This window comes from Rhodococcus sp. 06-1460-1B (assembly GCF_002258475.1).
Lineage (GTDB): Bacteria > Actinomycetota > Actinomycetes > Mycobacteriales > Mycobacteriaceae > Rhodococcoides > Rhodococcoides fascians.
On sequence record NZ_NOYS01000023.1, the window covers coordinates 35639 to 61348 of the forward strand.

Annotated in this window: 22 protein-coding genes; 5 read left to right on the forward strand and 17 right to left on the reverse strand. The window is 63.0% G+C overall.

Features of this window, described 5'->3' with window-relative positions; all coding sequences use genetic code 11:
- Positions 1-2: 2 nt before the first annotated feature.
- The 12 genes from CH268_RS12715 to CH268_RS12770 form a co-directional block, all read right to left on the reverse strand.
- Positions 3-1331: an NtaA/DmoA family FMN-dependent monooxygenase gene (locus CH268_RS12715; RefSeq protein ID WP_094664423.1), complete on the reverse strand. Its 1329-nt coding sequence runs from the start codon at positions 1329-1331 to the stop codon at positions 3-5.
- The gene (locus tag CH268_RS12720) at positions 1328-2599 is read right to left on the reverse strand and encodes an NtaA/DmoA family FMN-dependent monooxygenase (RefSeq protein WP_236254231.1); all 1272 of its coding nucleotides are present in this window, start codon (positions 2597-2599) and stop codon (positions 1328-1330) included. The genes CH268_RS12715 and CH268_RS12720 overlap by 4 nt, the downstream gene beginning before the upstream one ends.
- Positions 2497-3927, reverse strand: a complete 1431-nt coding sequence (locus CH268_RS28225) for an MFS transporter (RefSeq protein WP_094664425.1) — start codon at positions 3925-3927, stop codon at positions 2497-2499. The genes CH268_RS12720 and CH268_RS28225 overlap by 103 nt, the downstream gene beginning before the upstream one ends.
- The gene (locus CH268_RS12730) at positions 3927-5216 is read right to left on the reverse strand and encodes an NtaA/DmoA family FMN-dependent monooxygenase (protein WP_032388513.1); all 1290 of its coding nucleotides are present in this window, start codon (positions 5214-5216) and stop codon (positions 3927-3929) included. The genes CH268_RS28225 and CH268_RS12730 overlap by 1 nt, the downstream gene beginning before the upstream one ends.
- Positions 5213-6649 (reverse strand): MFS transporter, encoded by a 1437-nt coding sequence (locus CH268_RS12735; RefSeq protein WP_141215144.1) that lies wholly within the window; start codon positions 6647-6649, stop codon positions 5213-5215. Before CH268_RS12735 ends, CH268_RS12730 begins: the two co-directional genes overlap by 4 nt.
- An 83-nt stretch (positions 6650-6732) precedes the next feature.
- The gene (locus CH268_RS12740) at positions 6733-8022 is read right to left on the reverse strand and encodes an NtaA/DmoA family FMN-dependent monooxygenase (RefSeq protein WP_032388512.1); all 1290 of its coding nucleotides are present in this window, start codon (positions 8020-8022) and stop codon (positions 6733-6735) included.
- A 29-nt stretch (positions 8023-8051) separates the two neighbouring features.
- Positions 8052-9365, reverse strand: a complete 1314-nt coding sequence (locus tag CH268_RS12745; protein WP_094664429.1) for an NtaA/DmoA family FMN-dependent monooxygenase — start codon at positions 9363-9365, stop codon at positions 8052-8054.
- A gap of 32 nt (positions 9366-9397) precedes the next feature.
- A complete protein-coding gene (locus tag CH268_RS12750; protein WP_032384814.1) occupies positions 9398-10705 on the reverse strand; it encodes an NtaA/DmoA family FMN-dependent monooxygenase in 1308 nt (435 codons plus the stop codon).
- A 184-nt stretch (positions 10706-10889) separates the two neighbouring features.
- On the reverse strand, positions 10890-12548 hold the full coding sequence (locus tag CH268_RS12755; protein ID WP_057474792.1) for an ABC transporter substrate-binding protein: 1659 nt from the start codon (positions 12546-12548) through the stop codon (positions 10890-10892).
- A gap of 122 nt (positions 12549-12670) precedes the next feature.
- Positions 12671-13552 (reverse strand): ABC transporter permease, encoded by an 882-nt coding sequence (locus tag CH268_RS12760; RefSeq protein ID WP_032388509.1) that lies wholly within the window; start codon positions 13550-13552, stop codon positions 12671-12673.
- The gene (locus tag CH268_RS12765) at positions 13552-14595 is read right to left on the reverse strand and encodes an ABC transporter permease (RefSeq protein ID WP_032384812.1); all 1044 of its coding nucleotides are present in this window, start codon (positions 14593-14595) and stop codon (positions 13552-13554) included. Before CH268_RS12765 ends, CH268_RS12760 begins: the two co-directional genes overlap by 1 nt.
- The gene (locus tag CH268_RS12770; protein ID WP_032384811.1) at positions 14592-15419 is read right to left on the reverse strand and encodes an ABC transporter ATP-binding protein; all 828 of its coding nucleotides are present in this window, start codon (positions 15417-15419) and stop codon (positions 14592-14594) included. Before CH268_RS12770 ends, CH268_RS12765 begins: the two co-directional genes overlap by 4 nt.
- 417 nt (positions 15420-15836) lie before the next feature.
- Here CH268_RS12770 and CH268_RS12775 point away from each other — a divergent pair, with 417 nt between their 5' ends.
- From CH268_RS12775 to ribA, 4 genes are all read left to right on the forward strand, one after another.
- Complete coding sequence (locus tag CH268_RS12775; RefSeq protein WP_094664431.1) at positions 15837-17129, forward strand: NtaA/DmoA family FMN-dependent monooxygenase; 1293 nt, start codon at positions 15837-15839, stop codon at positions 17127-17129.
- 156 nt (positions 17130-17285) lie between these two features.
- Positions 17286-17792: an NADPH-dependent FMN reductase gene (locus tag CH268_RS12780; RefSeq protein ID WP_094664433.1), complete on the forward strand. Its 507-nt coding sequence runs from the start codon at positions 17286-17288 to the stop codon at positions 17790-17792.
- Complete coding sequence (locus CH268_RS12785; RefSeq protein ID WP_094664435.1) at positions 17789-18286, forward strand: flavin reductase family protein; 498 nt, start codon at positions 17789-17791, stop codon at positions 18284-18286. The genes CH268_RS12780 and CH268_RS12785 overlap by 4 nt, the downstream gene beginning before the upstream one ends.
- Positions 18286-19512 carry a GTP cyclohydrolase II gene (ribA, locus tag CH268_RS12790; RefSeq protein WP_094664437.1) on the forward strand — a complete coding sequence of 409 codons (1227 nt, stop codon included), beginning with the start codon at positions 18286-18288 and terminating at the stop codon, positions 19510-19512. Before CH268_RS12785 ends, ribA begins: the two co-directional genes overlap by 1 nt.
- A 108-nt stretch (positions 19513-19620) precedes the next feature.
- On the opposite strand, the gene CH268_RS12795 is transcribed toward ribA, so the two are convergent.
- From CH268_RS12795 to CH268_RS12810, 4 genes are read right to left on the reverse strand one after another with little or no spacing between them, the layout of a single operon-like run.
- The gene (locus CH268_RS12795; protein ID WP_255182380.1) at positions 19621-20724 is read right to left on the reverse strand and encodes an LLM class flavin-dependent oxidoreductase; all 1104 of its coding nucleotides are present in this window, start codon (positions 20722-20724) and stop codon (positions 19621-19623) included.
- A gap of 28 nt (positions 20725-20752) precedes the next feature.
- The gene (locus CH268_RS12800) at positions 20753-21799 is read right to left on the reverse strand and encodes an ABC transporter substrate-binding protein (protein ID WP_094664441.1); all 1047 of its coding nucleotides are present in this window, start codon (positions 21797-21799) and stop codon (positions 20753-20755) included.
- 36 nt (positions 21800-21835) lie between these two features.
- The gene (locus CH268_RS12805) at positions 21836-22552 is read right to left on the reverse strand and encodes an ABC transporter ATP-binding protein (protein WP_094664443.1); all 717 of its coding nucleotides are present in this window, start codon (positions 22550-22552) and stop codon (positions 21836-21838) included.
- A 3-nt stretch (positions 22553-22555) separates the two neighbouring features.
- Positions 22556-23290: an ABC transporter permease gene (locus CH268_RS12810; protein WP_032369099.1), complete on the reverse strand. Its 735-nt coding sequence runs from the start codon at positions 23288-23290 to the stop codon at positions 22556-22558.
- A gap of 242 nt (positions 23291-23532) precedes the next feature.
- Here CH268_RS12810 and CH268_RS12815 point away from each other — a divergent pair, with 242 nt between their 5' ends.
- Positions 23533-24063: a GNAT family N-acetyltransferase gene (locus tag CH268_RS12815; RefSeq protein ID WP_094664445.1), complete on the forward strand. Its 531-nt coding sequence runs from the start codon at positions 23533-23535 to the stop codon at positions 24061-24063.
- 97 nt (positions 24064-24160) lie between these two features.
- On the opposite strand, the gene CH268_RS27910 is transcribed toward CH268_RS12815, so the two are convergent.
- The gene (locus CH268_RS27910; protein WP_176457935.1) at positions 24161-25591 is read right to left on the reverse strand and encodes an exodeoxyribonuclease VII large subunit; all 1431 of its coding nucleotides are present in this window, start codon (positions 25589-25591) and stop codon (positions 24161-24163) included.
- Positions 25592-25710 lie beyond the last annotated feature (119 nt).

Consider the following 25710-nt stretch of genomic DNA (forward strand, 5'->3'; position numbering starts at 1 on the left):
GTTCAGAAGTCCAGCAGGTTGTCTCGCAACTGTTCGTGCGCATAGCCGCTGCGAACCAGGCCACGCCGACGCAGCGCCGGTATCAGCCCGTCGGTGACCTCGGTGTAGTAGCGGCGTCCGAGCTTCCCGGTCATCAGAAAGCCATCTCCACCGACCGCATCGATGACATCCTCCATCTGCTCGGCGACGGTATCGGGTGTCCCCACCAACGGGACCGACGTGATCGACCACGTAGCAGCCAACTGTCGCAGCGTCTTCGGAGTGCCGTCGTCGTTGGTCTTGCTGCTACCGGACCCGGCGAGGAAGTCCGCGAGGGTCGTACGGTGACCATTGGTGGTGAGCTCAGGCGGCGGGGCATCGATGTCCATGGTCGACAGGTCGTTACCCGTCACCGCAGAGATGTGCGCCAGTGCAGCATGCACCCGCGCATCGGTTGCTTCACGTGACCGTGCGTCGAGTTCGTGCGCTTCGGTGTCGGTCTCACCGAGAACCGGGGACACGATGTAGAGAATCTTGATCGAATCCGGGTCGCGGCCTGCGTCCGAGGCCATGGCTCGAACGTTGTCGCGATAGGCCTTCATCGCTTCGAGCCCCTGAGCCTGACAGATGATGGTGTCGGCATTGCGGGCGGCGAAGGCGCGTCCGCGCGGCGATCCGCCGGCCTGGCAGATGACCGGCCTGCCCTGCGGCATCGGGAACGTGTTGAGCGGGCCGCGGGTGCGATGGAACTTACCCACATAGTTGGCGTCGTGCACCTTCGTGTGATCGACGTAGGTGTTCGACGCGGCATCCATCACCAGAGCGTCCGGTTCCCACGAGTTCCACAGCGCATCCACGGCCTCGACGAACTCCTCTGCCCGCTCGTACCGTTCGTCGTGGGGCGGTAGAGCATCCATGCCGAAGTTCTGTGCGGCGCGGTCCTCGCTCGAGGTCACCACGTTCCATCCGACCCGTCCGTGAGACATGTGATCGAGGGTCGAGACCACCCGCGCCAGCAGGTACGGCGGATAGAAGCTGGTCGACATCGTCGTGATGATCCCGAGTCGAGACGTGGCGGCGGCCAACATCGGCACCAGGGCAACGGGATCGTGCTTGGGTGCGTATTGCGCCTTGGCCAAGTCGAATTCGGTCGTGCCGCCGTAGATATCCGAGACCATCGAGGAGTCCTCGAGCATCAGATAGTCGAATCCCGCGCGTTCGAGCGCCCTGGCCATATCGACGTGGAACCGCCCGTCGGCCCACGTATCGGAATCCGACCCCGTCCAGTGCGAACTCCACACCGGCGGGCGGAAGCTGGTGAACCACCCCAGATGCATGCGTGGTGTGCTCATCGTGCACCTGCCAGGTGCTCACGGAGGTTGCGACCCCGGTACCCGGTGCCGGCGACACCACGGCGCGAGAGCTCGGGCATCAGCCCATCGCACACGTCGTCGACGTACCGGCGGTTCAGTACCCCGCCGCCACCACCGAAGAACAGGAAGCCGTCGCCGCCGACCTCGTCGATCACGCTCTCCATCTCGTCCGCCACGCTGGCAGGAGTGCCGACCAACCGCAACGATTCGGTCCGTTCAGTGGCGACGGTTTCCCGAATGCTGCGTCCGGCTGCCCACTTACGAAGATTGTCCAAGATACTGGTGCTCCCCTCGGTCTTCAGATCGTCCGGAATCGGCTGATCCACATCGAGAGTCGAGAAGTCGATGTCTCCGGACAACATGATCAGGCGGCGAGCGATCGCCGCGTCGGTCGGCTCGTAGTAGCGCTCAGCCTTGCGCTTGGCGTCGTCCTCGGTCTCCCCCAGAATGGGCGTCACCATGTAGAGGACCTTGATGTCGTCGGGGTTGCGCCCGAATTCTTCCGCGCGCGCCCGCACGGTCTTGCGGTACTCGCGCATCGCATCCCGGCCCTTGGGCGCAGCGACCACCAGATCGGCTACGCGAGCAGCGAGATCGATACCGGACTTCGATGCACCCGCCTGGCACAACACTGGCTTGCCCTGTGGGCTCGGGAGCGTATTGAGCGGACCACGCACCGAGAAATGTTCTCCCACATGGTCGATAGTTCTGACCTTGGTGTGGTCGACGTAGGACTCGAGACCGGGAACGATCGGTGACGCGGCATCGGCGTCCCAGGATGCCCACAATTGGTTTGCGACGTCGACGAATTCCTCGGCGATCTCGTATCGGGCATCGTGCGTCGGCAACGTGTCTCGGCCGAAGTTCTGTGCGGCGCGATCGCCCGTGGAGGTCACGATGTTCCACCCCATGCGGCCACGACTGAGATGGTCGAGGGTCGACAGCAAACGGGTGAGCAGGAAGGGCGGATAGAAGCTGGTGGACGCGGTGACGACAATGCCGATTCTGTCGGTCTCGAACGCCAGACGCGAAGCCAATGCCATCGGGTCGTGTTTGGGCGCTCGCGGTGTCCACTTGAGCTCGGACTCGAACGTGCCCCCGAAGATGTCGGTCAGTGCCGTCGAATCTTCGAGCATCACGAAGTCTATTCCTGCTCGCTCGAACGCCCGGACGGTGTCGACAGCGAAAGTGCCGTCGGCCCAGTCGGTTCCGCCTGTTCCGGCGAAGGGTCCGGTCCAGTCGGGCACGAGGTAGTTGGTGAACCAGCCGAGGGTGAACGGTTGTGACATCGGTCCTCTTTTCCATAATGGTGGTCATGAATGGTCGGTGTGGGTACGGCGGATTCCTCGGTGACGACCACCTTGGATTCGGGTGACGACATCGCCACGGTCCGCCAGGGTCGAAGTGCGAGTAGAACTGCCAGTGCCGCAACGGGAATGCTGGCGGTGAAGGCGAGCGAGTAGGACGCCTGGGCGGCGACGGCTCCGGCGACGAGTGGGCCGAGCATGGTGCCCACGTCGAAGGTGACCTGGTACACCGCGATGGGGCTGCCGCCGCGGCCGGCCAGCACGTCACCGACGGTCGCGGCGCTGGCGACCATCGCGCAGGTGCCGCCCACGCCCCACAAGACCATGGTCAGCACGAGGATCGGCAGTGTGGGAACGATCGCGAGCACGACGAGCCCGAGCAGGATCAGACCGGACCCGAACGCCAGCATCGGTCGTCGGCCCCAGCTGTCGACGAGCCGTCCCGCAGGTTTGACGACCACGATCTGGACGACGGCCCCGACCACGAGTACGAGACCCGAGACGAACGGGCTGCCGCCGATCACCGTTGCGACGAACAACGGAACGAGGGTGAACCGCACCCCGTTGCCCACCCAACCGTTGGCGAAGTTCGACGCGATCGAGGCCCGAAATCCCCGTTCACCGAGCGCGGCTCGCAGCGTCATCTGTTCCGGCCGGGTACTCGTATCGTGCACGACCCCGTTCGCGACGTCCGTCCTGTCGCTGGACCGGAACGCGAACCAGACCACGGCAACCCCGACGACGAGCGTCACGGCGTGGGTGAGGAACGGGGCCCGCAACGAGACGAGGGCAACCGCGCCGCCGATGACCGGTCCCAGCACTCCCCCGATGAGGAAGCCGGACTGGAAGACCGACGCAGTTCTGCCTCCGGTGTCCGGAGTGCTGTAGCGAAAGAGCAGTTGCTGGCCGGCAACGGTGAACATTGCGGTCCCGACACCCCCGACTGCTCGGAGCAGTAGAAGCGAGAGAAACGTCGGAGCGAAGGCCGCCGCAAGGGAGGACGTCGCCGCCATCAACAGGCCGGCGGTGAGAATCGTCCGTTCGTCGAACCGCAGCAGCAGTCGAGATGCTCCGAACGACGCCAGCACGCGGGTGAAAGCATAGATACTCACCACCGACGAGGCAGCGAGATCCGTTACTCCGAAATCTCTGGCGAACACCGGAATGACCGGTGCCACAACGCCGTACCCGAGACCGATGCACACGTTGACGAACGCCAACGCATACACCGGCCCCGGCACCACCGAATCTCTGCGCAGCAACCGCATCAGAAGGACATGAGATTCTCACGAAACATGTCGTGCTCGTATTCGGTGCGGACCAGGCCACGTCGTTGCAGTGCAGGGACGAGGCCTTCGGTGATCTCACCGACGTAGCGGCGACCGATGTTGCCGGTGATGAGGAACCCGTCCCCACCGACGAAGTCCATCGTCTCGCCCATCTGTTCCGCGACCGAATCGGGAGTGCCGACGTAGTGGACGTTCTTCATGGTCCAACCCAATGCCGCTGTGCGCGGCGTATTTCCGTAGGACAGGAAGTCGCCGAGGGTCGTCCGGTGCCCGTTGGTGGACAGTTCGGGGAACTCCTCGTCCAGCTCGTACGTCGACAGATCTATCTCGGTCAACGCCGAGATGTGGCCCAGCGCAGACTCGATGCGCGAATCGACGTCGGCGGACATCCGCTCCACCTTGGCGCGGGCATCGGATTCGGTATCGGCCAACACCGGCTGCGTGATGAACATGATCTTGCAGCTGTCCGGATCCCGACCGGCCTTCTCCATCCGCATCCTGATGTCGTCGCGGAATGCCTTCATCGCGGCCGGGTCCTTCGCGGCGCTGAGAATCGTCTCGGCGTTGCGCGCCGCGAACTCACGTCCACGCGGCGATCCACCGGCCTGACAGATCACCGGCTCGCCCTGCGGCGACCGCGGAACGTTCAGCGGCCCACGCGACGCGTGGTACTTACCGCGAAAGTCCGTCACGTGCACCTTGGTGTGGTCGACGTAAGTGCCGTTGTCCCGATCGAGCACCATGGCGTCGTCCTCCCACGACGCCCACAACTGCTTGACCACGTCGACGAATTCGTCTGCCCGCTCGTACCGTTGGTCGTGCTCGGCGAGTTTGTCCATCCCGTAGTTCTGGGCCGCGCGATCCTCACTGGAGGTCACCACGTTCCAGCCGACGCGGCCTCTGCTCAGATGATCGAGCGTCGAGAATCGTCGAGCCAGCAGCCAGGGTGGGTAGAAGGACGTGGAGCAGGTAGCGATGACGCCGATGTGCTTCGTCGCGGCCGTCAGCATCGGCACGAGGGTGACCGGGTCGTGCTTGGGTGCGTACAGGCCGTACTTGAGGTCCACCCTCGAGGACTGCTCGTAGGCGTCGGACACCATCGAGGAATCCTCGAGCATGATGTAGTCGAAGCAGGCACGTTCGAGTGACCGTGCGAAATCCACGTGCAATTCTCCGTTGGCCCAGGTGCGTCCTTCGTCGCCCGCCCAGGCCGAATTCCACGGCGGGTTGGAGAAGTTGGTGAACCACCCCAGATGAAATTTGGTCATGCCGTGCTCCTTGTTCTCGATACGGATCGGGTACTTCTGTGCGGCCGAGAAAGCTCGGCAGGTTCGTTCGGGTGCACGCCGCGCCACCCCGACGGCACGCTGGCGACCAGAGCAGCCACCGCCATCGCAGCCACGGCCACCGTGAATCCCATTGCCAAGGAATCGGACTCGCTGGGCGACACACTCTGTCCGCCGCCGGAATACACCAGCTCGCGCCAGGCAGGCGGCAGTGCGGAGACCACCAGCACGAGGGCCAGCGCGGTACTGAGCGTGACGGCGGTGTTGTCGAGAGACACTCGAAGACCGTTGGCCATCCCCGAGCGGTTCTCGGCCACACCCACGTTGATGGCCGACGCGTTCGCGGTCTTGAAGAGTCCGCCACTGATCCCCAAGAGGAACAGGATCACCACGAGGGGTACGCCGCGCGCCGGGCCGGCGATGTGCACCGCGAGCACCGTCAGAACCAGAGCGGTGCCAAGCGTCGAGACCGTCGTCAGCACTCGCGTCGACACCCGGATCGCCAGCATCCCCGCTATCGGCGACATCACCGTGGTCCCCACCGCGAGGACCGTGATCTGCAGGCCCGCACGGATGGGGCTCTGGCCCTCGACGCTCTGCAGGTACAGCGACATCGTCACTGCGACGGCACCTTCGGCCATGGTGACCAGGAACGACGCCGTGTATGCGCTGCCCCGAAAGCGATCGATCAGCAACGCTGGATCCACGATCGGATCGGCAGCGCGCTTCTCCCACCACCAGAACACAGGAAGGGCGAGAACAACACCGACCAACGGGATCACGGACGCCCAGTCGCCGAATCCGACGCTGCCACCGCGATTCACCCCGTAGACGAGTCCACCGAGAATCACCATCGAGCCGGCCGCGCCCGCGTAATCGAAGGGCACCCCGCGTGCCGGACGCGCCGTTCGGCGCAGCGTGATCGCAGCCCACACGGTTCCGGCCACTCCGAGGGGAACTACCACACCGAATACTCCGCGCCAGCCGACTGTTTCGGTCAGCACACCGCCCAGCAGTGGGCCGACAGATATCGCCAGCGACATGATGGTGATGTTCCAGCCGATGCCGATCGAGAGCATTCGCGGCTCGAACGCCTCGACGAGCAGGGCGGTGGTGTTGGTGATCACCGCTGCAGCGCCCACGCCCTGCAGGACGCGGAGGACGATGACCAGGGTCGGGTCGCCTGCGACCGCGATGGCGGCGGCACTGACCGTCAGGCAGGCCAGCCCCAGCAGATAGACGGGACGCCTTCCGACGAGGTCGGCAACCTTGCCGAGGACCAGAATGAACACTGCCGTGGTGAGCAGATAGGCGAGCATGAACCAATCTGTCTGCGCTGCAGTAGCTCCCAACCCCTCGCTCATGTCCGGCAGCGCCACGGGGAGCATCGAGACCGACACGAACGTGATACTCATGCCCAGTCCGGTGACCGACAGCACGCGCCACGGGTAGGAGTTCGATCGTATCTCCGGTGACGCGTCTGTCGCTGCAGTGACGATCAGAAGTCCATCAGGTTGTCGCGGAACAGCGTGTGTGCGTATCCGTCTCGAATCAGACCGCGCTTGCGTAGCTCGGGCGCAAGACCGTCGGTGATCTCGCTGATGTAGCGGCGATGCACGTTGCCGGCGATGAGGAATCCGTCGCCGCCGACCTCCGCGGCGATGTCGCCCATCTGTTCGGCGACTGCGTCGGCGGTACCGATCAGGGGAACAGACTTCCTGATGTCCGAGCTGGCCGCCTCTCGAAGCGTCATCCCGGCCGTGTTGGCACCGATCAATGCCATCGTGGCCCTACCGGCGTTGGTTTCGACTGCAGGAATCGGGGCGTCGAGATCGAACTTCGAGAAGTCGATACCACTCGCGTACGACATCGACGCGAGGTTGACATCGATATCGTTCCGAAAGCCGGCCAGTGTTCGCTCGTGCTTGTCCTGCGCTTCGCGGTCGGTTTCACCCAGGACCGGGTTGACGATGAACATGATCTTGCACGAATCGGGGTCCCGCCCCTCGATGACCATCCGAGCGCGGACGTCGTCTCGGTACGCCTTCATGGCCTCGACACTCTCGACCTGAGCGAGAATCGTCTCGGCATGTTTCGCCGCGAACCCGCGGCCCGCAGGCGACCCACCGGCCTGGCAGATCACCGGTCGGCCTTGGGGAGTCGGTGTGGTGTTCAGTGGACCGCGGGAGGAGTGATACTTGCCCTCGAAGTCGATGTTGTGCACCTTCGTGAAGTCGGCGAAGACACCCGCCTCGCGGTCGAGCCGAACCGAGTCCGGTTCCCACGACGACCACAACTGCTTGACGAGTTCGATCCATTCGTCGGCCATCTCGTAGCGGTGATCGTGCTCGAACATCTCCTCGTAGCCGAAGTTCTGTGCCGTCCGAACATTGTGCGAGGTGACCAGATTGACGCCTGCCCGGCCGTTACTGAGATGGTCCAGAGTGGCCGAGGTTCGTGCCGCCATGTATGGCGGATGGAACGACGTGGTCATCGTGGCGATCAAGCCCAGACGCTCGGTGTGCTGACTCAGAATGGGCAGCAGCGAATTCGGGTCCTGCTTGGGTACCGACCGGGCGTTGGCGAGCCACCACTTCGAGGATCCACCGAACGAGTCGGGGACGAACGCGCCGTCCTCGAACATGATGTAGTCGAATCCGGCGCGTTCGAGTGACCGCGTCATGTCGATGTACAGCTCGGGGTGGTTCCATTCGGTGCCGCCCTCACCCGACCACATCTGGTTCCACGACTGGACCTGCCAGCTCAAGAACCAACCAAGGTGGAACATAGCTTCCTCTTTCCAGATCCGAAGTGTGACTAGAAGGCGCGAAGGTTCTCGCGGAAGTGTGTGTGCTCGTACGACGTTCGGGTCAGTCCGCGACGCTTGAGCGCAGGTACGAGTCCGTCGGTGATCTCCGCGACGTAACGGCGATTCATGGGTGCGCCCGCGATCAGGAAGCCGTCGCCGCCGACCTCCTGCATGACGCCGTCCATCATGTCTGCGACGTCGTCGGGGGTTCCGACGAATTCCAGTGTGTCGATAGCACTGTGGGCGGTGATGCGGTCCCGCAGAGTCTGGGTGCCGTCTCCCCTGAACTCGGCGAAACTGCTGCGATGTCCGTTGCTCTCGAGATCGGCCGGCAGCGGCGCGTCGAGATCGAACTGGCTCAGATCGATGCCGGACAGGTGTGAGCGTCCGGCGAGCAGGCCGTCGATGTTCTTCGATGCCGCATCTGCCCGACGTTGCTGCTTGGCCTTGGCCTCCGCCGTCGTCTCCCCCAGGATCGGGGAAATGAGGTACATGACCTTGACGTCGTCGGGATTTCGACCCGCCTCGATCGCTCCCTGGCGAATGTCCTCGCGGTAGCGCCGCATCTTCTCGGTGCCATGAGGATTGGAGATGATCGCGTCCGCGTGTTTGGCTGCGAACTCCTTACCCTTGTCCGATCCCCCGGCCTGGAGGAACACCGGCCGACGCTGCGGGCTCGGAATGGTGTTCAGCGGACCACGGGACTTGAAGAACTTGCCCTCGAAGTCGATACGATTGACCTTCTCGTGGTCTGCGTAGATGCCGCCTGCCGAGGTGTCCGCATGCACCGCAGCGTCTTCCCAGGAGTCCCAGAGCTTGCAGGCGAGCTCGACGAACTCGTCGGCCATGTCGTACCGAAGATCGTGCTCGGGCATGTCGAAGCCGTAATTCTGCGCGGCACGAGTGTTGCTGCCGGTGACGATGTTCCAGCCGATTCGCCCGGCAGCGATGTGGTCGAGTGTCGACATCAACCGGGCGACCGTGTACGGGTGGTAGAACGTCGTGGTGAGCGTCGGCACGATACCGAGGTGCTTGGTGGTGTAGGACAGGATGCCCGCCAGAACCGCTGGATCATGTTTGGGCGCAGCGGTAGCCGTCGCCAGGTAGTACTCCATGGAGCCCTTGTAGGTATCGGAGACCTGAACCGAATCCTCCATGATGAGGAAGTCGAAGCAGGCCCGCTCGAGCGAGGAGGCCAGGTCGACGTACTGATCGGGCATCATCCAGTCGGTGGCGCCGGTACCGGACCATGGTTGGTTCCAGGACTGGACACCGAAACCGGCCCCGAGAAACCATCCCAGGTGAAATTTGTTGGCAGTCATGACGTTTCTCCAGTCGTGGGAGCTGTGGGTGCTCAGAACTCGAGCAGGTGATCGCGCAGATGTTCGCCGGTGTACTCGGTGCGCATCAGCCCGCGTCGTTGCAGGGCCGGAACGAGGCCGTCGGCGATCTCGCCGATGTAGCGCCGGTTGTGCGGCTGGCTCCAGATCAGGAACCCGTCGCCGCCGACCTCGGCCATGGCGTCACCCATCTGCGCGGCAACGGCATCCGGGGTCCCGACCAGTTCCATCGACTCGGTTCGGTACGCGACACATGCCTCGCGCAGTGTTCGGCCATCGGCCCAGTTGCGGAAGTTCTCCAGCGTGGACTGGTGGCCGTTGGTGTGTACGTCGTCGGGCATCGGCTTGTCCAGGTCGAACGTCGAGAAGTCGATCTCCATGCTCGCCGACCAACCGATGAGGACACCCGCCGGGTTGGCGCGCACCGCATCGGCTTTGCGCTCCTGGCGGGCCAGCGCATCCTCGTGTGTCTCACCGAGAATGGGTGAGACCACGTACATCACCTTCGCCGAGTCGGGGTCCCGCCCGTGCAGCTCCATGCGACGCCTGATGTCGGCCCGGTACTCCTTCATCGCGGCAACGCCTTTGGGAAGGGCCATGATCATGTCGGCGTGTTTGGCCGCGAAGTCGCGGCCTGCGGGTGAGCCCCCGGCTTGCGTGATGACCGGCCGGCCCTGCGGTGACGGCATGGTGTTGAGCGGACCACGCGAGGAGTAGTACTTGCCCTGGAAGTCGATGGTGTGGACCTTGGTGTGGTCCACGTACGTCGACGTCTCGCGATCCATCACCACCGCGTCCGCGTCCCACGAATCCCAGAGCTGCTCGACCAACTGCACGTACTCGTCTGCTCGCGCATACCGCTCGTCGTGCGGCGGGAGTGCGTCCATTCCGAAGTTCTGCGCGGCTCGATCCTCGCTCGAGGTCACCACGTTCCAGCCGATACGCCCCGAAGACAGGTGATCGAGTGACGAAATGGACCGAGCGAGCATGTAGGGCGGGTAGAACGACGTGGACGCCGTCAGCGCGACGCCCAATCGGCTCGTCGCGCGAGTGAGCAAGGGAGCCAGAGCAATCGGATCCCCCTTGGGCGCCCAACCGCCGGTCTTCAAGGTCGCTTCCGAACTTCCGCCGTAGGTATCCGAGACCATCGACGAGTCTTCCAACAGCAGGAAGTCGAAGCACGCGCGCTCGAGTGTCTTGGCGAAGTCGACGTAGAAGTCTCCGTTGAGCCAGTCTCCGCTGTCGCTGCCCTCGAATGCGGTGTTCCAGGTCGTCGGCACGAAGCTGCCGAACCAACCGAGATGAAATCTGTTGTCTGTCATGTGAAAGTCCTCGCTGATAATTCGTCCGCGATGCGTCGTGGTCGACTACACCGTGTTCATGTTTCGACGAACCGCGTTCTCGGTAGCCGTCTGATTTCGCCGCCGTTTCGCTGCATCGGCCCCGGTAGCTCGGCCGGTGATCGGGATATGACCACCGACCGAACTACCTACGGTGCAACGATTTCTAGGTGCCGAGGGTCAGATTCGAGTAGTCGATTCGGAAGTCGGTGCGCTGCACGAAGCCGTCGATGCCCGCCTTCAGCGCCACCGACGGCCGCACTCGGGCGATGAAGATGTACGGGGCCTGCTCGGTCATGCGGAGCTCTGCCTCGTTCCAGAACACGCCGGCCTCGGGGCTCAGGGCGTCGCCTGCGTCGAGACCCTGCTGCACCATTCCGAGGAACTCGGGGTCGTTCCAGAGAGCGACATTGGAACCGCCACCGGGCTGAGTGAGCAACTGGAGTGAGTACGGCGGAGTCATCGTGACCGATGCGCCGATACTCAAGCTGGCCTGCACCTTACCGTCGAGCGTGTCGGCATTGAGTTGCGCTGCAGGTAGTTCCGCAATGGTCACATCGATGCCGGCTTCGGCAGCGAACGACTGAATCTGGATCGCGGTGTCCTGAGCGGCCGGGAGCTGATTGTTGACACTGAGGGTGAAGGCAAGGCCGTCTGGTAGTCCAGCCTCGGCCAACAGCGACTTCGCACGTTCCGGGTCGCTGTCGAACTTCGGAAGGTCGCTGCCGTCCCAGTTCGGTGCCTTGTCGTCGAGAACGTGGTTGTACTTGTACGCCCGGCCGAAGAACACGTCGGACATGATCTGGTCGTACGGGATCGCGTAGGCCATCGCCTGACGCACACGCGCATCGGCGAACGGAGCAGTGGTGGTATTCATCGAGAACAGCAGGTATTGATTGGACGTCGTCGTCGGGACGGTCACGGCGTCGTTGCTCTCCAGGGTCGCCTGATCCGAAGAGCGCAGCGCCAGTGCCACATCCGCGTCACCGCGCGTGACCATGTTGGCTCTGGTCGCCGGGTCGGCCACCACACGCCGAATCATGCGCTTGATCTCGGGTTCACCCAGAACGAAGTTGGGGTTCGCTCGCATGACGATTTCCTGACCCGGCGTCACCGACTCCAACATGTATGCGCCGTAACCGAAGTTGCCGCGCATCATGTCTGCCGCACCCCACGCGACCGCGTACGGATCCTCGGGAGTGGAATTCTCGATCAGATAGTTGCTGTCGTAGATCGATCCGATGTTCTCGGCAAGGTTGGCCAGCAGGGTCAGACCGTAACCGGCCTTCTCGACCGTAAAGCTGACCGTATACGGATCGATCTTCTTCAACTGGGTCGCCGGGTCGACCAACATCGGCTTGAAGTAGCCGGCCATACCGCCGCCCGGGGTCGCGAACTTACGCTCGAAAGACCACAGAACGTCGTCGGCATCGAGCTCGTTTCCGTGCTCGCTCATCACTCCCTGACGCAGATGGAACGTGTAGACGAGCTGATCCGGGCTCACCTCGTAACTGTCCGCGAGGTACGGCTCGAAATTGTAGTAATCCTGCACGAGCGCATCCGAGCCGTCTTCCTCCACGTACGGCTTACGGATCAACTGGGCGTGCATGTTGTTGGTGACGTCCTGATTGTCGGTGCCGGCGGTGTAGCCGTAGTCGCGCACCACATTCGACGCCTGATCTGGGGTGACGACGACGATCTCGCCCGAGGTCGATGCCGAGGCCTGGCTGCCGCCACCGTCCGAGCACGCGCTGAGCGCGAGCGCGCCGACGAGCAACGGCACTGTCCATCGGATTCCGACCGACAATCGATGAGAGATTTTCACGTGGGTTCGTTCTCCTTGCTGAGTGCACGAATGCAGGTGTCATCACCGGTCGAGCCGACGGCTTCGATCGCGGGAGGTCGTGGACGAGAGAGATATGCGGACGTCGCTGTCCGTTACGGCTGTCAGTGAGAGCGGCGAGTGCCCTTGGTCAGTCGGCGGCCGACGACGGCAACGGAGGCCACTGTCAGGCACAGGGCGAGGGCAGGTGCGCCCGCCGACCACAACTTGCCGATCGCGGCGTCGCCTGCGCCGCGGGTGATCATCGAGCCCCATTCCGGGGTGGGCGGCGGCAGTCCGACACCGAGGAAGCCGAGTGCAGCAGTGAGGATGATCGTCATGCCGAACACCACCGATGCGTTCTGCAGCGCTGGAACCGACGAGTTGGGCAGGACGTGACGGAACACCAGTTGTGTCTCGGACAGTCCCGCCTGACGAGCCGCGTCGAGGTATGCGTCGCCGCGCACTCGGAGCACCTCGGTGCGGACGAGCCGGGCTTGAATCGGCGCGAGAATGATCGACAACGTGAAGATCATCGTGATCGACGACGTCCCGAAGAACGAGACCACCACCAGGGCGACAATCACCGTCGGGACGGCTTCGAGCAGGTCCAGGAAACGAGCGGCGGCGCGGGCCAGGAAGCCGCCGAGACCGCGGCCCGCCTCGTTCATCCCGATGATCAACCCGATCAGGATGCCTCCCATCGTGGCAGCAATGGTCACTGCGAGAGCGATGGTGACGTCGATTCGTGCGCCGGCAATGGTCCGCGAGAAGACATCGAGACCGTTGGAATCGGTTCCCAGTAAGAACTGTGAATCCGGCGAGAGCGACGGCGCGCCCACAACTTTGGTCGGATCGAACGGCACGATCCACGGGCCGATCAACGTGACGAGCAGAATTAACGCCAACGGCACCGCCAGCGCAACCGTGCCGATCGCGGCCGGGCGTCGCCGCTTCGACGGCGTCGCCGAGTCTGTGCCGGCTTTCTTCGGTATCAGGGCAACCATCAGGAACCACCTCCTGCTCGACCCGGCTTGCGCCGGGGATCGAGCAACATGTTGATCAGGTCGACGCACAGGAAGACGAGCAGTGAGATCGCCGCGACCACGAGCAGAAAGCCCTGCAGCGCAATGAGATCCGTCGCAGCCACTGCCTCCACTGCGTACCGCCCCATTCCGCCGAGGCCGAAGAGGGTCTCGAGGATGACCGCGCCGCCGAGCAGCGACCCGAACACCAGGCCGAACAATGCGACGGTGGGAGGCAGCGCGCGGCGATATGCGCTGGCGTAGATGTACTTTCGTGCCGATCCGGTGGCGACCTTGAACAGTGTCGGCTGCGCGGTCAGGCTGGAATCGAGTGCAGTCAGCAGCTGCTTGAGCAGAATCGGCGTCACCGACACGACGAGTACTCCGATGGGAAGAAGCAGATGCGAGAACATCGAGGACACGACGACGGAGTCACCGCGAAGAAGGGCGTCGAGCAGAGGGAAGGACGTGATCGGCTCGGGTTCGGTGAGCCCTGCCCTGATCCGGCCCGAGGGTGCCGGCACCACCTGCAGGGTGGCGTAGAACAGGAAGATCCCGACCACACCGACGACGAATTCGGGGACCGCACCGGCAGCTTGGCCGTACCAACGCACCACTCGCGCCGCGACCGACCGGGGCTTGGCGACCACCACCGCTGACAGGGCGAGCGTCACGGTGATGAGAACGGTGAAGGCAATTCCCGCCAGTTCCACCGTGCCGGGCAGCCGGTCTGCGATGTCGGTCGTGACCGGTCTGCCGGTCATGATCGCGTTGCCCAGATCGAAGTGGAGAAGATTTCCCAGATAGGTCATCAACTGCGACCACAAACTTCCGTCCAGACCGAGTTCCGCTTTCGTCGCCAGATAGTCCGCCTCGGTGGCCTCGGGACCGACAACCTCACGTGCAGGATCGCCCGGGATGGCTCGCACCAGGAAGAAGGCCGCAACAGCGAACACCAGCAGGTGCACTGGCAGGACGGCGATCCGGCCTATCCACCACCGGTTACGTCCGAGAAAGCCCGTCATCGCGCAGCCGCCACGGCGAGTTGCTCGACCTGTTCGTCCCCGCGATACGCGTCGAGCAGTTCGACGGTATAGGGATCCTGGGGCCGTTCGACCACATCGTCTGTTGTGCCCTGTTCCACGATCACACCGTTTCTCATGACAACGAGTTCACTCGCGATAAATGCGGTGGCCGGCAACCCGTGGGAAACGAACACCAGGCCGCAGTCCGAGTCGATGCAGTACTGCCGCAGCATGTTCAGAATTGCTCCTTGAACGGAGACGTCCAAGGCGGACACCACTTCGTCGCACAACAGAATGCGAGGTTCGACGACGAGAGCTCGTGCGATCGAGAAGCGTTGCCGTTGTCCGCCCGACACCTCGGTGGGGAACCGATCGGCCATCGCCGGGTCCAGCTCGAGCGACGCGAGCGTCTCGTCCACGCGGGCATCGGCGGTCTTGGCATTCATCCCCAGCAGACGCATGGCGGGCAACCGCACGGCGTCACGCAACGTTCGACGCGGATCGAACGACGACGTCGTGTCCTGCGCGACGTATTGCACCTTGGATCTGAAATCGCGTCGCCCTGCCCGTGAGGACAACACCCCGTTCAGTTCGGTGCCGTTGTACGACACCGAACCTGTAGTCGGCGACAACAGGCCGCACATCATCCGTACCAACGTCGATTTCCCGGAGCCGGACTCACCGACGATGCCGACGGCCGAGCTCGACGTGATTTTCATGCTGATGTCGTCGACAGCCGGTGTGCCGGATCCCGAGCGAACGAAAGTCTTGCCCAGCTGTTCGACGTCGATCTCGGCGTACGCTGTGCGCGAATTGCCACTCATCAAGATCCTCCAGGCGGTTGTCTCCAGCAGATCTGCTGCTTGACTGCACAGCTTTCTCGCGACGCGTTACTGAAAGCGACCCTCGGCGTAACTGAAGTATTACGCCGAGCAAACATGCAGCTCAAAGGGCATGGAATGGGGCTAAACGCCACAGTGACGTAGGTCTCGATCAGCTACCGCTGCCGACGTGGGCGGCGTTATCCGGCTCTACAGGCGCTCCAGCAGGCCTTGTCTGCGGCGTAATAGCTCATTTACTCCTGCGCCATGTTCGGTAATGCAGTTGCAGCAGGCTTCACCTATCTGCAATCGCTGCATTGCCCACCATCACGACAGGAGTGACATGTACGAACGCGCTCGCACCGACGTACCTCGGCCACATCGGCATTCGACGTCATCGCCGACGAAAGGCGTTGCAGTATGATGCATCTCGGCTGGTTCTTCACCACAGGATTCGGTGTCTACGGCTGGAACCAACCGTGGTCCGGAAACGTCGCGTCGGACATCGGCCGCCCCGATCTGTTCGTCGACGCGGCAAAAAGCCTGGAGCGCGCCGGATTCGACTACATCATGCTCGAGGATTCCTCGGTGCTGTCCGACGTGTATCGCGGAACGTTCGAGAGCTCGGTTCGTCGCGGAACCACCGTGCGTTTCGATCCCATGCCACTCGTTCCACTGATGGCCGACGCCACCGAGCGAATCGGCATAATCGCCACTGTCGCAACCACTTTCTATCCGCCGTTCCTTGCTGCCCGCCTGATGTCCACGCTCGATCACGTCACCGAGGGCCGGGTCGGAATCAACCTCGTCACCGCAAGCGCCGACGGTGCCGCACAGAACTACGGACTGCCCAAACAGATCGAACACGACCTTCGCTACGAGATGGCCGACGAATGGGTCGACGTCGTATCGCAACTGTGGGATTCGTGGGACGAGGACGCGCTGGTTCTAGACCCGGCGTCAGGTGTTTTCGCGGATCACGAGAAGATCCACAAGATCGACTTCGAGGGCAAGTACTACGCGTCCCGTGGACCGTTGAACATTCCCCGCGGTCCCCAGGGTCGGCCGGTCATCTGTCAGGCCGGCGGCTCCCCCGCCGGGCGCGCGTTCGGGGCCAAACACGCAGACACCATCATCGCCAATGTTCGCGGACTGGACGCGATGAAGGAATACCGCGAGGACATCAGCCGGCGGCTGGTCGACTACGGCCGCAAGCCCGACGACGTGAAGGTGCTCTTCCTCGTCAGTCCCATCATGGCCGACACCGACGAGGAAGCCATCGTCAAGCGCGACCGGATGCGTGAGGTGCAGAAGAACAACATCGACGGTGTCCTGGCCGCAATGTCGTATCTCAGCAGCACCGACTTCTCGCAATTCGACATCGACGCCCCGGTTCCCGACCTGACCAGATACAACGGCCACAAGAGCACCCTCGAGGACATGGCCAAATCGGGTAAGACGCTGCGCGAGATCATCGCCAACTATCCGACGGTCGAGTCGATGGAACTCGTCGGAACGACCGAGACCGTCGCGCAGAAGATGGACGAGGCAATGGAGTTCGTCGGCGGCGACGGGTTCCTCATCGCCTCCCCCGTCACCCGCAAAGTGATCTCCGAGATCGCCGACGGACTCGCACCCGCGCTGCGTCGGCGTGGAGCAATTCGCGACGGCTACTCCCGAACCACGTTCCGCGAGAACCTCGCCGCCTTCTGAACCGGCGTTGTATCACCAGAAATTCGATAGTGCCCCAGTTCAGAACCCCTGACGCATCCGCCGGAACCAGCGCAATGGCCGCGCAACGTTCGAGTCTCACGGCCGTCACGCTCCTCGTGTTGGCTGGTGCCATCGCCTCGTAGAAAGCGCCAACGAATGAAAATTACTGTTGTAGCGGGCAATCCGAAGCCGGAGTCGCGGACACTCGACGCCGCGCGAGTCCTCGCCACCGCACTGACCGGTGAGCCCGGTGAGACGATCGACGTGATCACGCTCGGTGCCGGACTGCTCGGCTGGGGCGACTCGGCCGTGCAGGCCGCAGTCGAGACCGTTGCGTCGTCCGATTTCGTCGTCTTCGCAAGCCCGACGTTCAAGGCCACCTACACCGGCGTCTTGAAGTTGTTCCTCGATCAATTCGCCGGCGATACCGGACTGAAGAATGTCGTCGCCGTACCGCTCATGCTCGGCGGTGGTCCGGCGCACGCAATGGCACCGGATCTGTTTCTCAAGCACGTTCTCGTCGAACTCGGGGCGGTCGCCCCGGCCCCTGGCCTGTACCTCATCGAGTCGACGTACACCACCGATACTCGGATCGCCGACTACGTCACCCGCTGGGGCGAGACCATACTCGCCGCGGCTCGAACACGAACGGATGCATCATGACCCTGAGCACCACCAGCCTCGACCAGTCCGTGCTGCGAAACGCGTTCGGACAGTTCCCCAGTGGGGTCGTCGCCGTCTGCGCCGAGATCGACGGAGTCAAGATCGGAATGGCCGCAAGCAGTTTCGTTGCAGTGTCGATCGACCCGCCCCTCGTCGCCTTCTGCGTTCAGGACACCTCGACCACGTGGCCGAAATTCGCTGCAGCCTCACGAATCGGCATCAGTGTGCTCGGCGAACTGCACGACGTCGCGGCTCGCACACTCGCCGCGAAGACGGGCAACCGATTCGAAGGATTGACGACCACCACCACCGACGACGGAGCGCTCTTCATCGACGGTGCGAGCATGTGGCTGGATGCCAGTGTCACCGAACAGGTCACGGCCGGTGATCACGACATCGTCCTGCTGCGCATCAACGAACTCGAGGTCAAGGACGGTGTTGCCCCGATCGTGTTTCATGGCAGTAAGTTTCGTCGGTTGGCGGTTGATCTCTGATGAGCGCCGTCGAAAATGCGCTCGAAGCGCTCCGCGCCGGAAAGCCGGTGTTCGTCACCGATTCCGCCGATCGGGAGAACGAGGGCGACGTCATCATGGCGGCCGACCGGATCACTCCCGCATGGACGGCATGGACGGTCCGCAACACCTCGGGGCTGCTGTGCGCTCCGATGAGCGACGCCAGGGCGGACGCTCTCGAACTACCGCCGATGGTGTCGAACAATCAGGATCCGAAGAGGACCGCGTACACCGTCACCGTCGATGCAGCTGTGGGTATCACCACCGGTATCAGCGCTGCGGATCGCGCCCGGACACTGCAGGTACTCGCCGATCCCGGTTCCGTCGCCACCGACATCATCCGTCCCGGCCACGTGCTTCCCCTACGTGCGCGACCCGGCGGCGTCCTGGAGCGGCCGGGTCATACCGAAGCAGCCGTCGACCTGTGTGCCCTCGCCGGACTTCCCGCTGTCGGCGTCATCGCCGAGCTGGTTGCCGACGACGGTTCGATGATGCAGTTCCACGAGATCGAGAATCTCGGTGCGCGGATGCAGCTTCCGGTGCTCACCATCGAGGAACTCATCGCGTATCGGCAGCTTCGCGATCCGGCACCGGTGGCCGGTCCCGCTCGGGTCGAGCGAATGGTGGAGACAGTCCTCGCGACCCCGCACGGCGATTTCGCGATGTTCGGCTACCTCGATCACAAGACCGGAGCCGAACACGTTGCGCTGGTGTCGGGTGACGTCCGAGACAACGCCATGGTTCGCGTGCACTCGGAGTGCCTGACCGGTGAATCGTTTCTGTCGCAGCGGTGCGAATGCGGCCCACAGCTGAATACCGCACTCGAAAGGATCGCGGCCGACGGCGGTGTACTCGTGTACATGCGTGGTCACGAGGGCCGCGGAATCGGTTTGCTGAAGAAGCTCGCCGCCTATCGCCTGCAGGACGAGGGCTTCGACACCGTGCAGGCCAACCTCGAACTCGACGAACCGGCCGACGGACGTGAGTACGGTGGTGCCGCTGCTATTTTGCGGGACCTGGGTCTGACCACGGTTCGCTTGTTGACCAACAACCCCGACAAGATTCGTGGCCTGGAAGCCCACGGCGTCGACGTCAGTGCACGGTTGCCGATCGTCGTGGGTGCCGCGCAGGCCAACATCCATTACCTCGAGACCAAGCGCTCACAAATGGGGCACTTGTTGCCTCACAGCGTGGCTCAGGGTTGGTGAACGGCCGAGCGATCGAGGCCATCGTAGCCTTCTATCATCCATTTTTCACAAGCTCTACTGGACAGATTTCCCATAACCGGCAAACCCGGTGGTTCGATCCCACGTGCCCTAGCGTGCGGGGACCGTGATTCCTCGCGCGTCGAGGATGGGTCGAACACCTTCGGCGAAGTGGTAGGACTCCTCGAGGTGCGGGTAGCCGGACAGAATGAACTCGTCGAATCCGGCGTCGTGGTACTCCCCGATCAGGTTGGCAACTTCCTCGTGCGAACCAACCAGCGCGGTGCCGGCACCGCCTCGAACGAGACCGACTCCGGCCCAGAGGTTCGGGTAGATCTCGAGCGAATCCTTGCTGCCCCCGTGCAATGCGGCCATCCGGCGCTGTCCCTCGGACTGCGACGACGAGTGCAGCGCGTGCGCCGCCGACACCTGTTCCTCGGGAAGCTCGTCGAGCAGCTTTTGTGCGACGGCCCAGGCCTCTTCGGAGGTGTCGCGGCTGATGGTGTGCAGGCGAATGCCATAGGTGAGCTTGCGGCCCTCGGCGTCCGCGAGCGCCTGCACCTTCTCGATCTTGGCGCGGGCGTCGGCAGGAGGCTCACCCCACGTCAGATACGTCTGGACATGCTTGGCCGCGACGGCGAGTGCGGGATCCGACGAGCCGCCGAACCAGAACTCGGGCAACGGGTCCGGTGCCTCCGAAACACGCGCATCGGCCACCTTGAAGAATTCGCTTTCGTGATCGACCGACGTCTCCGTCCAGATCCGATGCACCAGTCCGAGGAATTCGTCGGTGCGGGCGTATCGCCGATCGTGGTCGATCCAATCCCCGAAACGACGCTGCTCGACGTCGTCACCGCCGGTGACGATGTTGAACAGCACCCGACCTTCCGAGAACCGCTGCAGCGTCGCTGCCTGTTGCGCCGCCAACGTGGGCGGCGTGAGGCCGGGACGGAAGGCGACAAGGAACTTCAACCGTCGGGTGCTCTGCAGTAGCGCGGCGGTGGTCAACCAGGCGTCCTCGCACCAGGTCCCGGTCGGAGTCAACACTCCCTCGTAGCCGAGGCGGTCCGCGGCCTGAGCCACCTCCGTGAGGTACCGCAGCGACGGACGACGGAACCCGGCAGGTTCGACGATGTTGGCCGACGCGTGAGATGCACCGACGATGGAGCGGCCGTCGCCAGCGGTGGGGAGGAACCAGAAAATGCGTGCGGTCACGAGTGAACTCCTACGACGTGGTGGGTGATCAGTTGGTGGAGGTGGTCGCGGCGGCGATGGCGTTGTTGTAACGCGTGTCGACGAAGTCTGCGAACGTGTTGCCGCCAGGGATGCTTCCGCTCTCGACGAATACATCGGAGAGCGTCTGCTCGGATTCGATCACGTTGTCGTCCAGAGCAATTGCGGGTCGCTGACTTCGCCCCTGCGCCAATCCACCCGCGGCCGGGTCGATGCCGACGGCCGTCGAGTACGCCGACGCCCACTCTGCCGGGTGTGCGTCCGCCCATGCGGACGCCTTGGCCAGACGAACCACGAAGTCCTGCAGCGCAGTGTTCTTCGCGGGATCGTCCAGAGCCTGCTGAGACGCGATACCGAAGCCATAACCGTTGGCCACACCCTCGGCAGTGGTCAGCGCCTTCGAGCCGTTCTGCACCTGCGCGATGGCGGTGAACGGATCCCAGATCGCCCAGGCATCGACCTCGCCTGAGGTGAATGCCGTCAGCGCATCGGCAGGCTGAAGGAACACCAGCTGAACGTCGTCGGTGGTCAAGCCGGCCTTCTGCAACTGCAGCAGCACGTGTCCGTGCGCCGAACTTCCCTTGCCCACCGCGATCTTCTTACCGCGCAGGTCGGCGAACGACGCCAGAGTCGAATCCGGTGGCACGAGAATCTGATCCCCGCTCGCATCGTTGGTGTAGGCGGAGACGACCTTGATGCGTGCATTGGCTGCAACCCCGAAGACGGGGGGCGTGTTGCCGGTGACCGCGAAGTCGATCTGGCCGGCCGTTGCCGCCTCCACCTGAGGCGGGCCGGAAGTGAAGGTGGAGAACGCAACATCGTAGGGAGCGGAGTCCAGCTCACCCGATGCGCGCAGTAAGGCTTCGGTGCCACCCTTCTGGTCGCCGACATCGAGGGTGACTGTGGCGAGTTGGTCGTTCGAGACCAGTTCCGGGGCTTGGGTGTTGGTGGTATCGCTACCACGCGAGACGCAGCCGGTGAGTCCGACGACCGTCAAGGACAGGGCAGCGAGCACACCGAGTGCGCGCAGAGAACGAGGACGAGCGTGTGACGACATGCGTGAAAGATCCTTGTCAGGTGCCGAATTGGACGGTCAGTGAACTCCGAGAGCTCCGAGCAGATGGGTGCGAAGGCGGGAAAAGCCCGGCGTTCCGCGATCGCGGGGGCGGGGCAGATCGACGGTGACGGTGTCCGAGACTGCGCCGTTCTCGAGCACCACAACCCGGTCGGCCAGCGCGATCGCCTCGTCGACATCGTGCGTGACCAGGAGGATGCCGAAACGGTGCCGTCCCCACAGGTCGAGCAGAAGTGACTGCATCGTCAGTCGTGTGAGTGCGTCGAGCGCGCCGAACGGTTCGTCGAGGAGCAGCAGTTCGGGCTCCCCCACCAACGCCCGCGCCAGCGCAGCGCGCTGAGCTTGCCCACCGGACAATGTGAGTGGCCAAGCGTCTCGCTTCTCGGCCAGCCCCACCTCTTCGAGGGTCGCGTCGGCAGCAGTCAATGCTTCGTTGCCGGTGACGCCTGCGATGTTCAGACCGTAGGAGACGTTCTGGCGAACAGACCGCCACGGGAACAGGCGTGGTTCCTGGAACGCGACTGCAGGATGTCCGGCGACGTGTCGCTCCCCTGTGTGGTCGGTCGACAGTCCGGCCAGGACACGCAGGATGGTCGACTTACCGGAGCCGGATCGTCCGACCAGCGAGACGATTTCGCCGCGCTCGATGGACAGGTCGACACCCTTCAACACGTGACTGGATCCGTAGAACTTGTCGATGCCGTGCAGGGTGGCGACGGAAGTCGTCGTAGTCATGACTCACGCATCCAATCGGTAACGGAGGGCTCGTTTTTCGAGGATTCGTACGATTCCGTCGGTGCCGATTCCCATCAGCGCGTAGACGACGAGCCCGAAGATGATGGTGTCGACCCGTAGGAAGTCCCGCGCGTTGTTGATGATGTAGCCGAGCCCCGATTCGGCGTTGATCTGCTCGGCCACGATCAACGAGAGCCACGCAATGGCCAACGACTGCCGAAGTCCCACCAGCAATTGGGGCGCGATGCTCGGCAGAATGATCGTTGTGAATCGTTGTCGCCACGAGAAACCGAGGACAACTGCGGTGTCGAGAAAGTCGCGATCGATCTGGCGGATGGCCGAGAACGTGTTGAGGTACAACGGAAATGCGACTCCGAGAGCGACGAGCAGAATCTTGGGAGTCTCGCCGATCCCGAACCAAAGGATGAACAGTGGGATCAATCCGAGGTGTGGGAGTGCACGCAGCATCTGCAACGGCGGGTCGACGGTTGCTTCGGCGAGCTTCGACAGTCCGACGAGCGCCCCGAGTGCCACCCCGATCAGGCCGCCCAGCACAAGCCCCTGAACCACTCTCGTTCCCGAAATGGCCAGCGCATCCGCCAATTCACCGTTGCGCAGCAATTCCAGACCCGCGTCGAAGATCAGGGACGGTGCGGGGAGAACACGTTCGGAGAGAACTCCGGCAGCACTGGCGATCTGCCAGAGAACGAGTAGGACGATCGGCGACAAGGCGCGCAGGACGGTCCATCGGTATCGCTGCCACAATGGAGTTTTCGCTGAGACAGGCACCGGGTCGACCTTCGGTACGACGCTGTGCCGCGTGTCCACAGGTCCCGCGGGAGCGGCGTACGACGTCACGACCATGTTCACGTGCCTTCCACTTGATGACGATCAGCTTCGACTCACCACCCTCCGTTACGAGAGGGGTACGGGACCAGGGTTCGAATCAGCGTGAATCTAGGTCGGGCAGAATCGGGCATATGACAGTCGAGCCCATCCACACCGAGCGCCTGACCCTTCGTCTGTACGAACCCGACGACGCAGACAGGGTTCTTGCGTACTACAGCGACCCCGAGGTGTGCCGCTATCTCCTGCACGAGGCCTGGACGCACGCCGACGCCGTTGCAGCGGTGGGTAAACGGATGAAGCGATCCGGATTACACACTCAGGCGCTCGCCATGGTCGTCGAACACGAGGGCACGGTGGTGGGCAACGTCGAGGCGTGGCTCGTGGACGGTTCGCCGGCACTCGTCGAACTCGGCTGGACGTTTTCCCCTGCCGTGGCCGGTCGTGGTTACGCGACCGAGGCGGTGCGCGGCTTGATCGACCACGTGTTCTCGCTGCCGCAGATCCACCGAGTCACGGCGCAGATGGACGGACGCAACGACGCGTCGGCCCGGTTGGCCGCCCGGGTCGGAATGCGTCAGGAAGCGCACTTCCGCCAGAACTGGTGGTGCAAGGGCGAATGGACCGACACCCTCGTGTACGCGATGTTGCGCGAGGATCGCTGACGCACTCGAGTATGGTTTAGAAGTCCGCGACCACTGAAAGATGTGCCAACGTACGCCGGACCACATCAGACCATTCAACGGACCACCTACGCCCACGCTATGGCTTCGGCCAATACGGCCACAGCCGACTGAACTCACGCGGTGTGCGGACCTTTTCGGCAGCTGCGTACCACAGGTCCGGAGTCGAGTTGTGGAGCCGAGATGGAACCTTGAGCGCTCTTGCCGGACCCTTTGCGATATAAACCGACATCGCTACGCCGAATGCCACGGCCAGCCACCCAGACGTTGAAACCCAAAAACCCTCTGCGAGAGCGAATCCGCCAACGAAAGACGCGACAAGCAGAGCACTTGCGATTGCCCTGCTGCGCAATTGGATCCGCTGGAACCCATTACGATGAAGCTGTACGTGATACATATTCAAACAATTCGAGTATTCGCGTTGAACCTGCGCCAAAGCGGTATTTAGGTGCGCACAGCGTTGGACAAGCTCACGATAAACAGCACCTTCGACTACATCAGCCTTGGGCTTGATGGCATTAGCGACCACCGTTGCACGCTTGGCTTTCTTCAAATTCTGCTCATCAACCTTGAAGGGCCTCGCGCACAGCGCTTTCCCAGCAGAAGCCGGAACGTCGAACGAGGCGGCAGCTGCCCTATCGGCCAACGTCATGTCGTCTTTGTGACCAATTGCGGTAAAGACTGGCGTCTCCGATTCAACAATCGCTTTAGCGACTTCGAACTCGTCGAAGGGAGACAACGTCTCGATTCTACCCCCACCCCGAGCCAAGACAACAATATCAGCGTCCGAGGCGGAGTGCCTTGCCAGAGCATTGACGATCGAGTCGGCCGCGCCGCGCCCCTGGAACGTGACACCCCGGTCTTCGACACAGGTGAAAGCCCTGCTTTTTTGGAGCTGGCCGAGCAAGTCGTTAGCGCCCTGAGAGCCGCGCGGCGATATAACAACAATCTTTTTCAGTTTTTGTGGCCACGGCATAGCTGGCGAATACGCAAGGTGATGCTCGAAATCGTCCGCTAGCCGGGAAGGGTCCACGCCACATCTAGCCAACTCCGCGCGGCGAAGTTCTTGTAGGCGTGACAGACTTCCGACTTTCGCATAGTGAGGACCGACTCTAACTACGGCCACATACACCCGCCCATTGCTGTGGTCCATCTTGATGGAACCGTCCACGGTGATCTCATGGCCCGATTTCACATGTTGAATCAACGTTCTACCGTATCGGCGATTCAGGAACCGATCGATGTCCAACGCAGTGCGGGCATCGATTCTTGCATCGACTGCACCGACTCGTCCTTGTTGCTGTATGCAAAGGACGAACCGCAACTCTCGCCCAATTGCAAAGACTTTGCGACACTCACCCTTGACGGATGTGCGCAACTCGGCGAGGGAATCGGCAGCGTGCGACAGTACACCCGCCGGATCGAGAGCCGTCATTCCTAGAATCGCCACGTTGTCGTCGTGCGCTTGCGTAATTGCCCGACGCTCCTCCTCATCCAGATCAATGTTCACTGCGTACTCCCCGTTCGCGTAGCTGTCGCAGAGGAATTTATACGAAGCATCCGACATGATCACGAGTACGAGTGGGGCCGCACCAGAACTGGTGGTGCAAGGGCGAATGGACCGACACC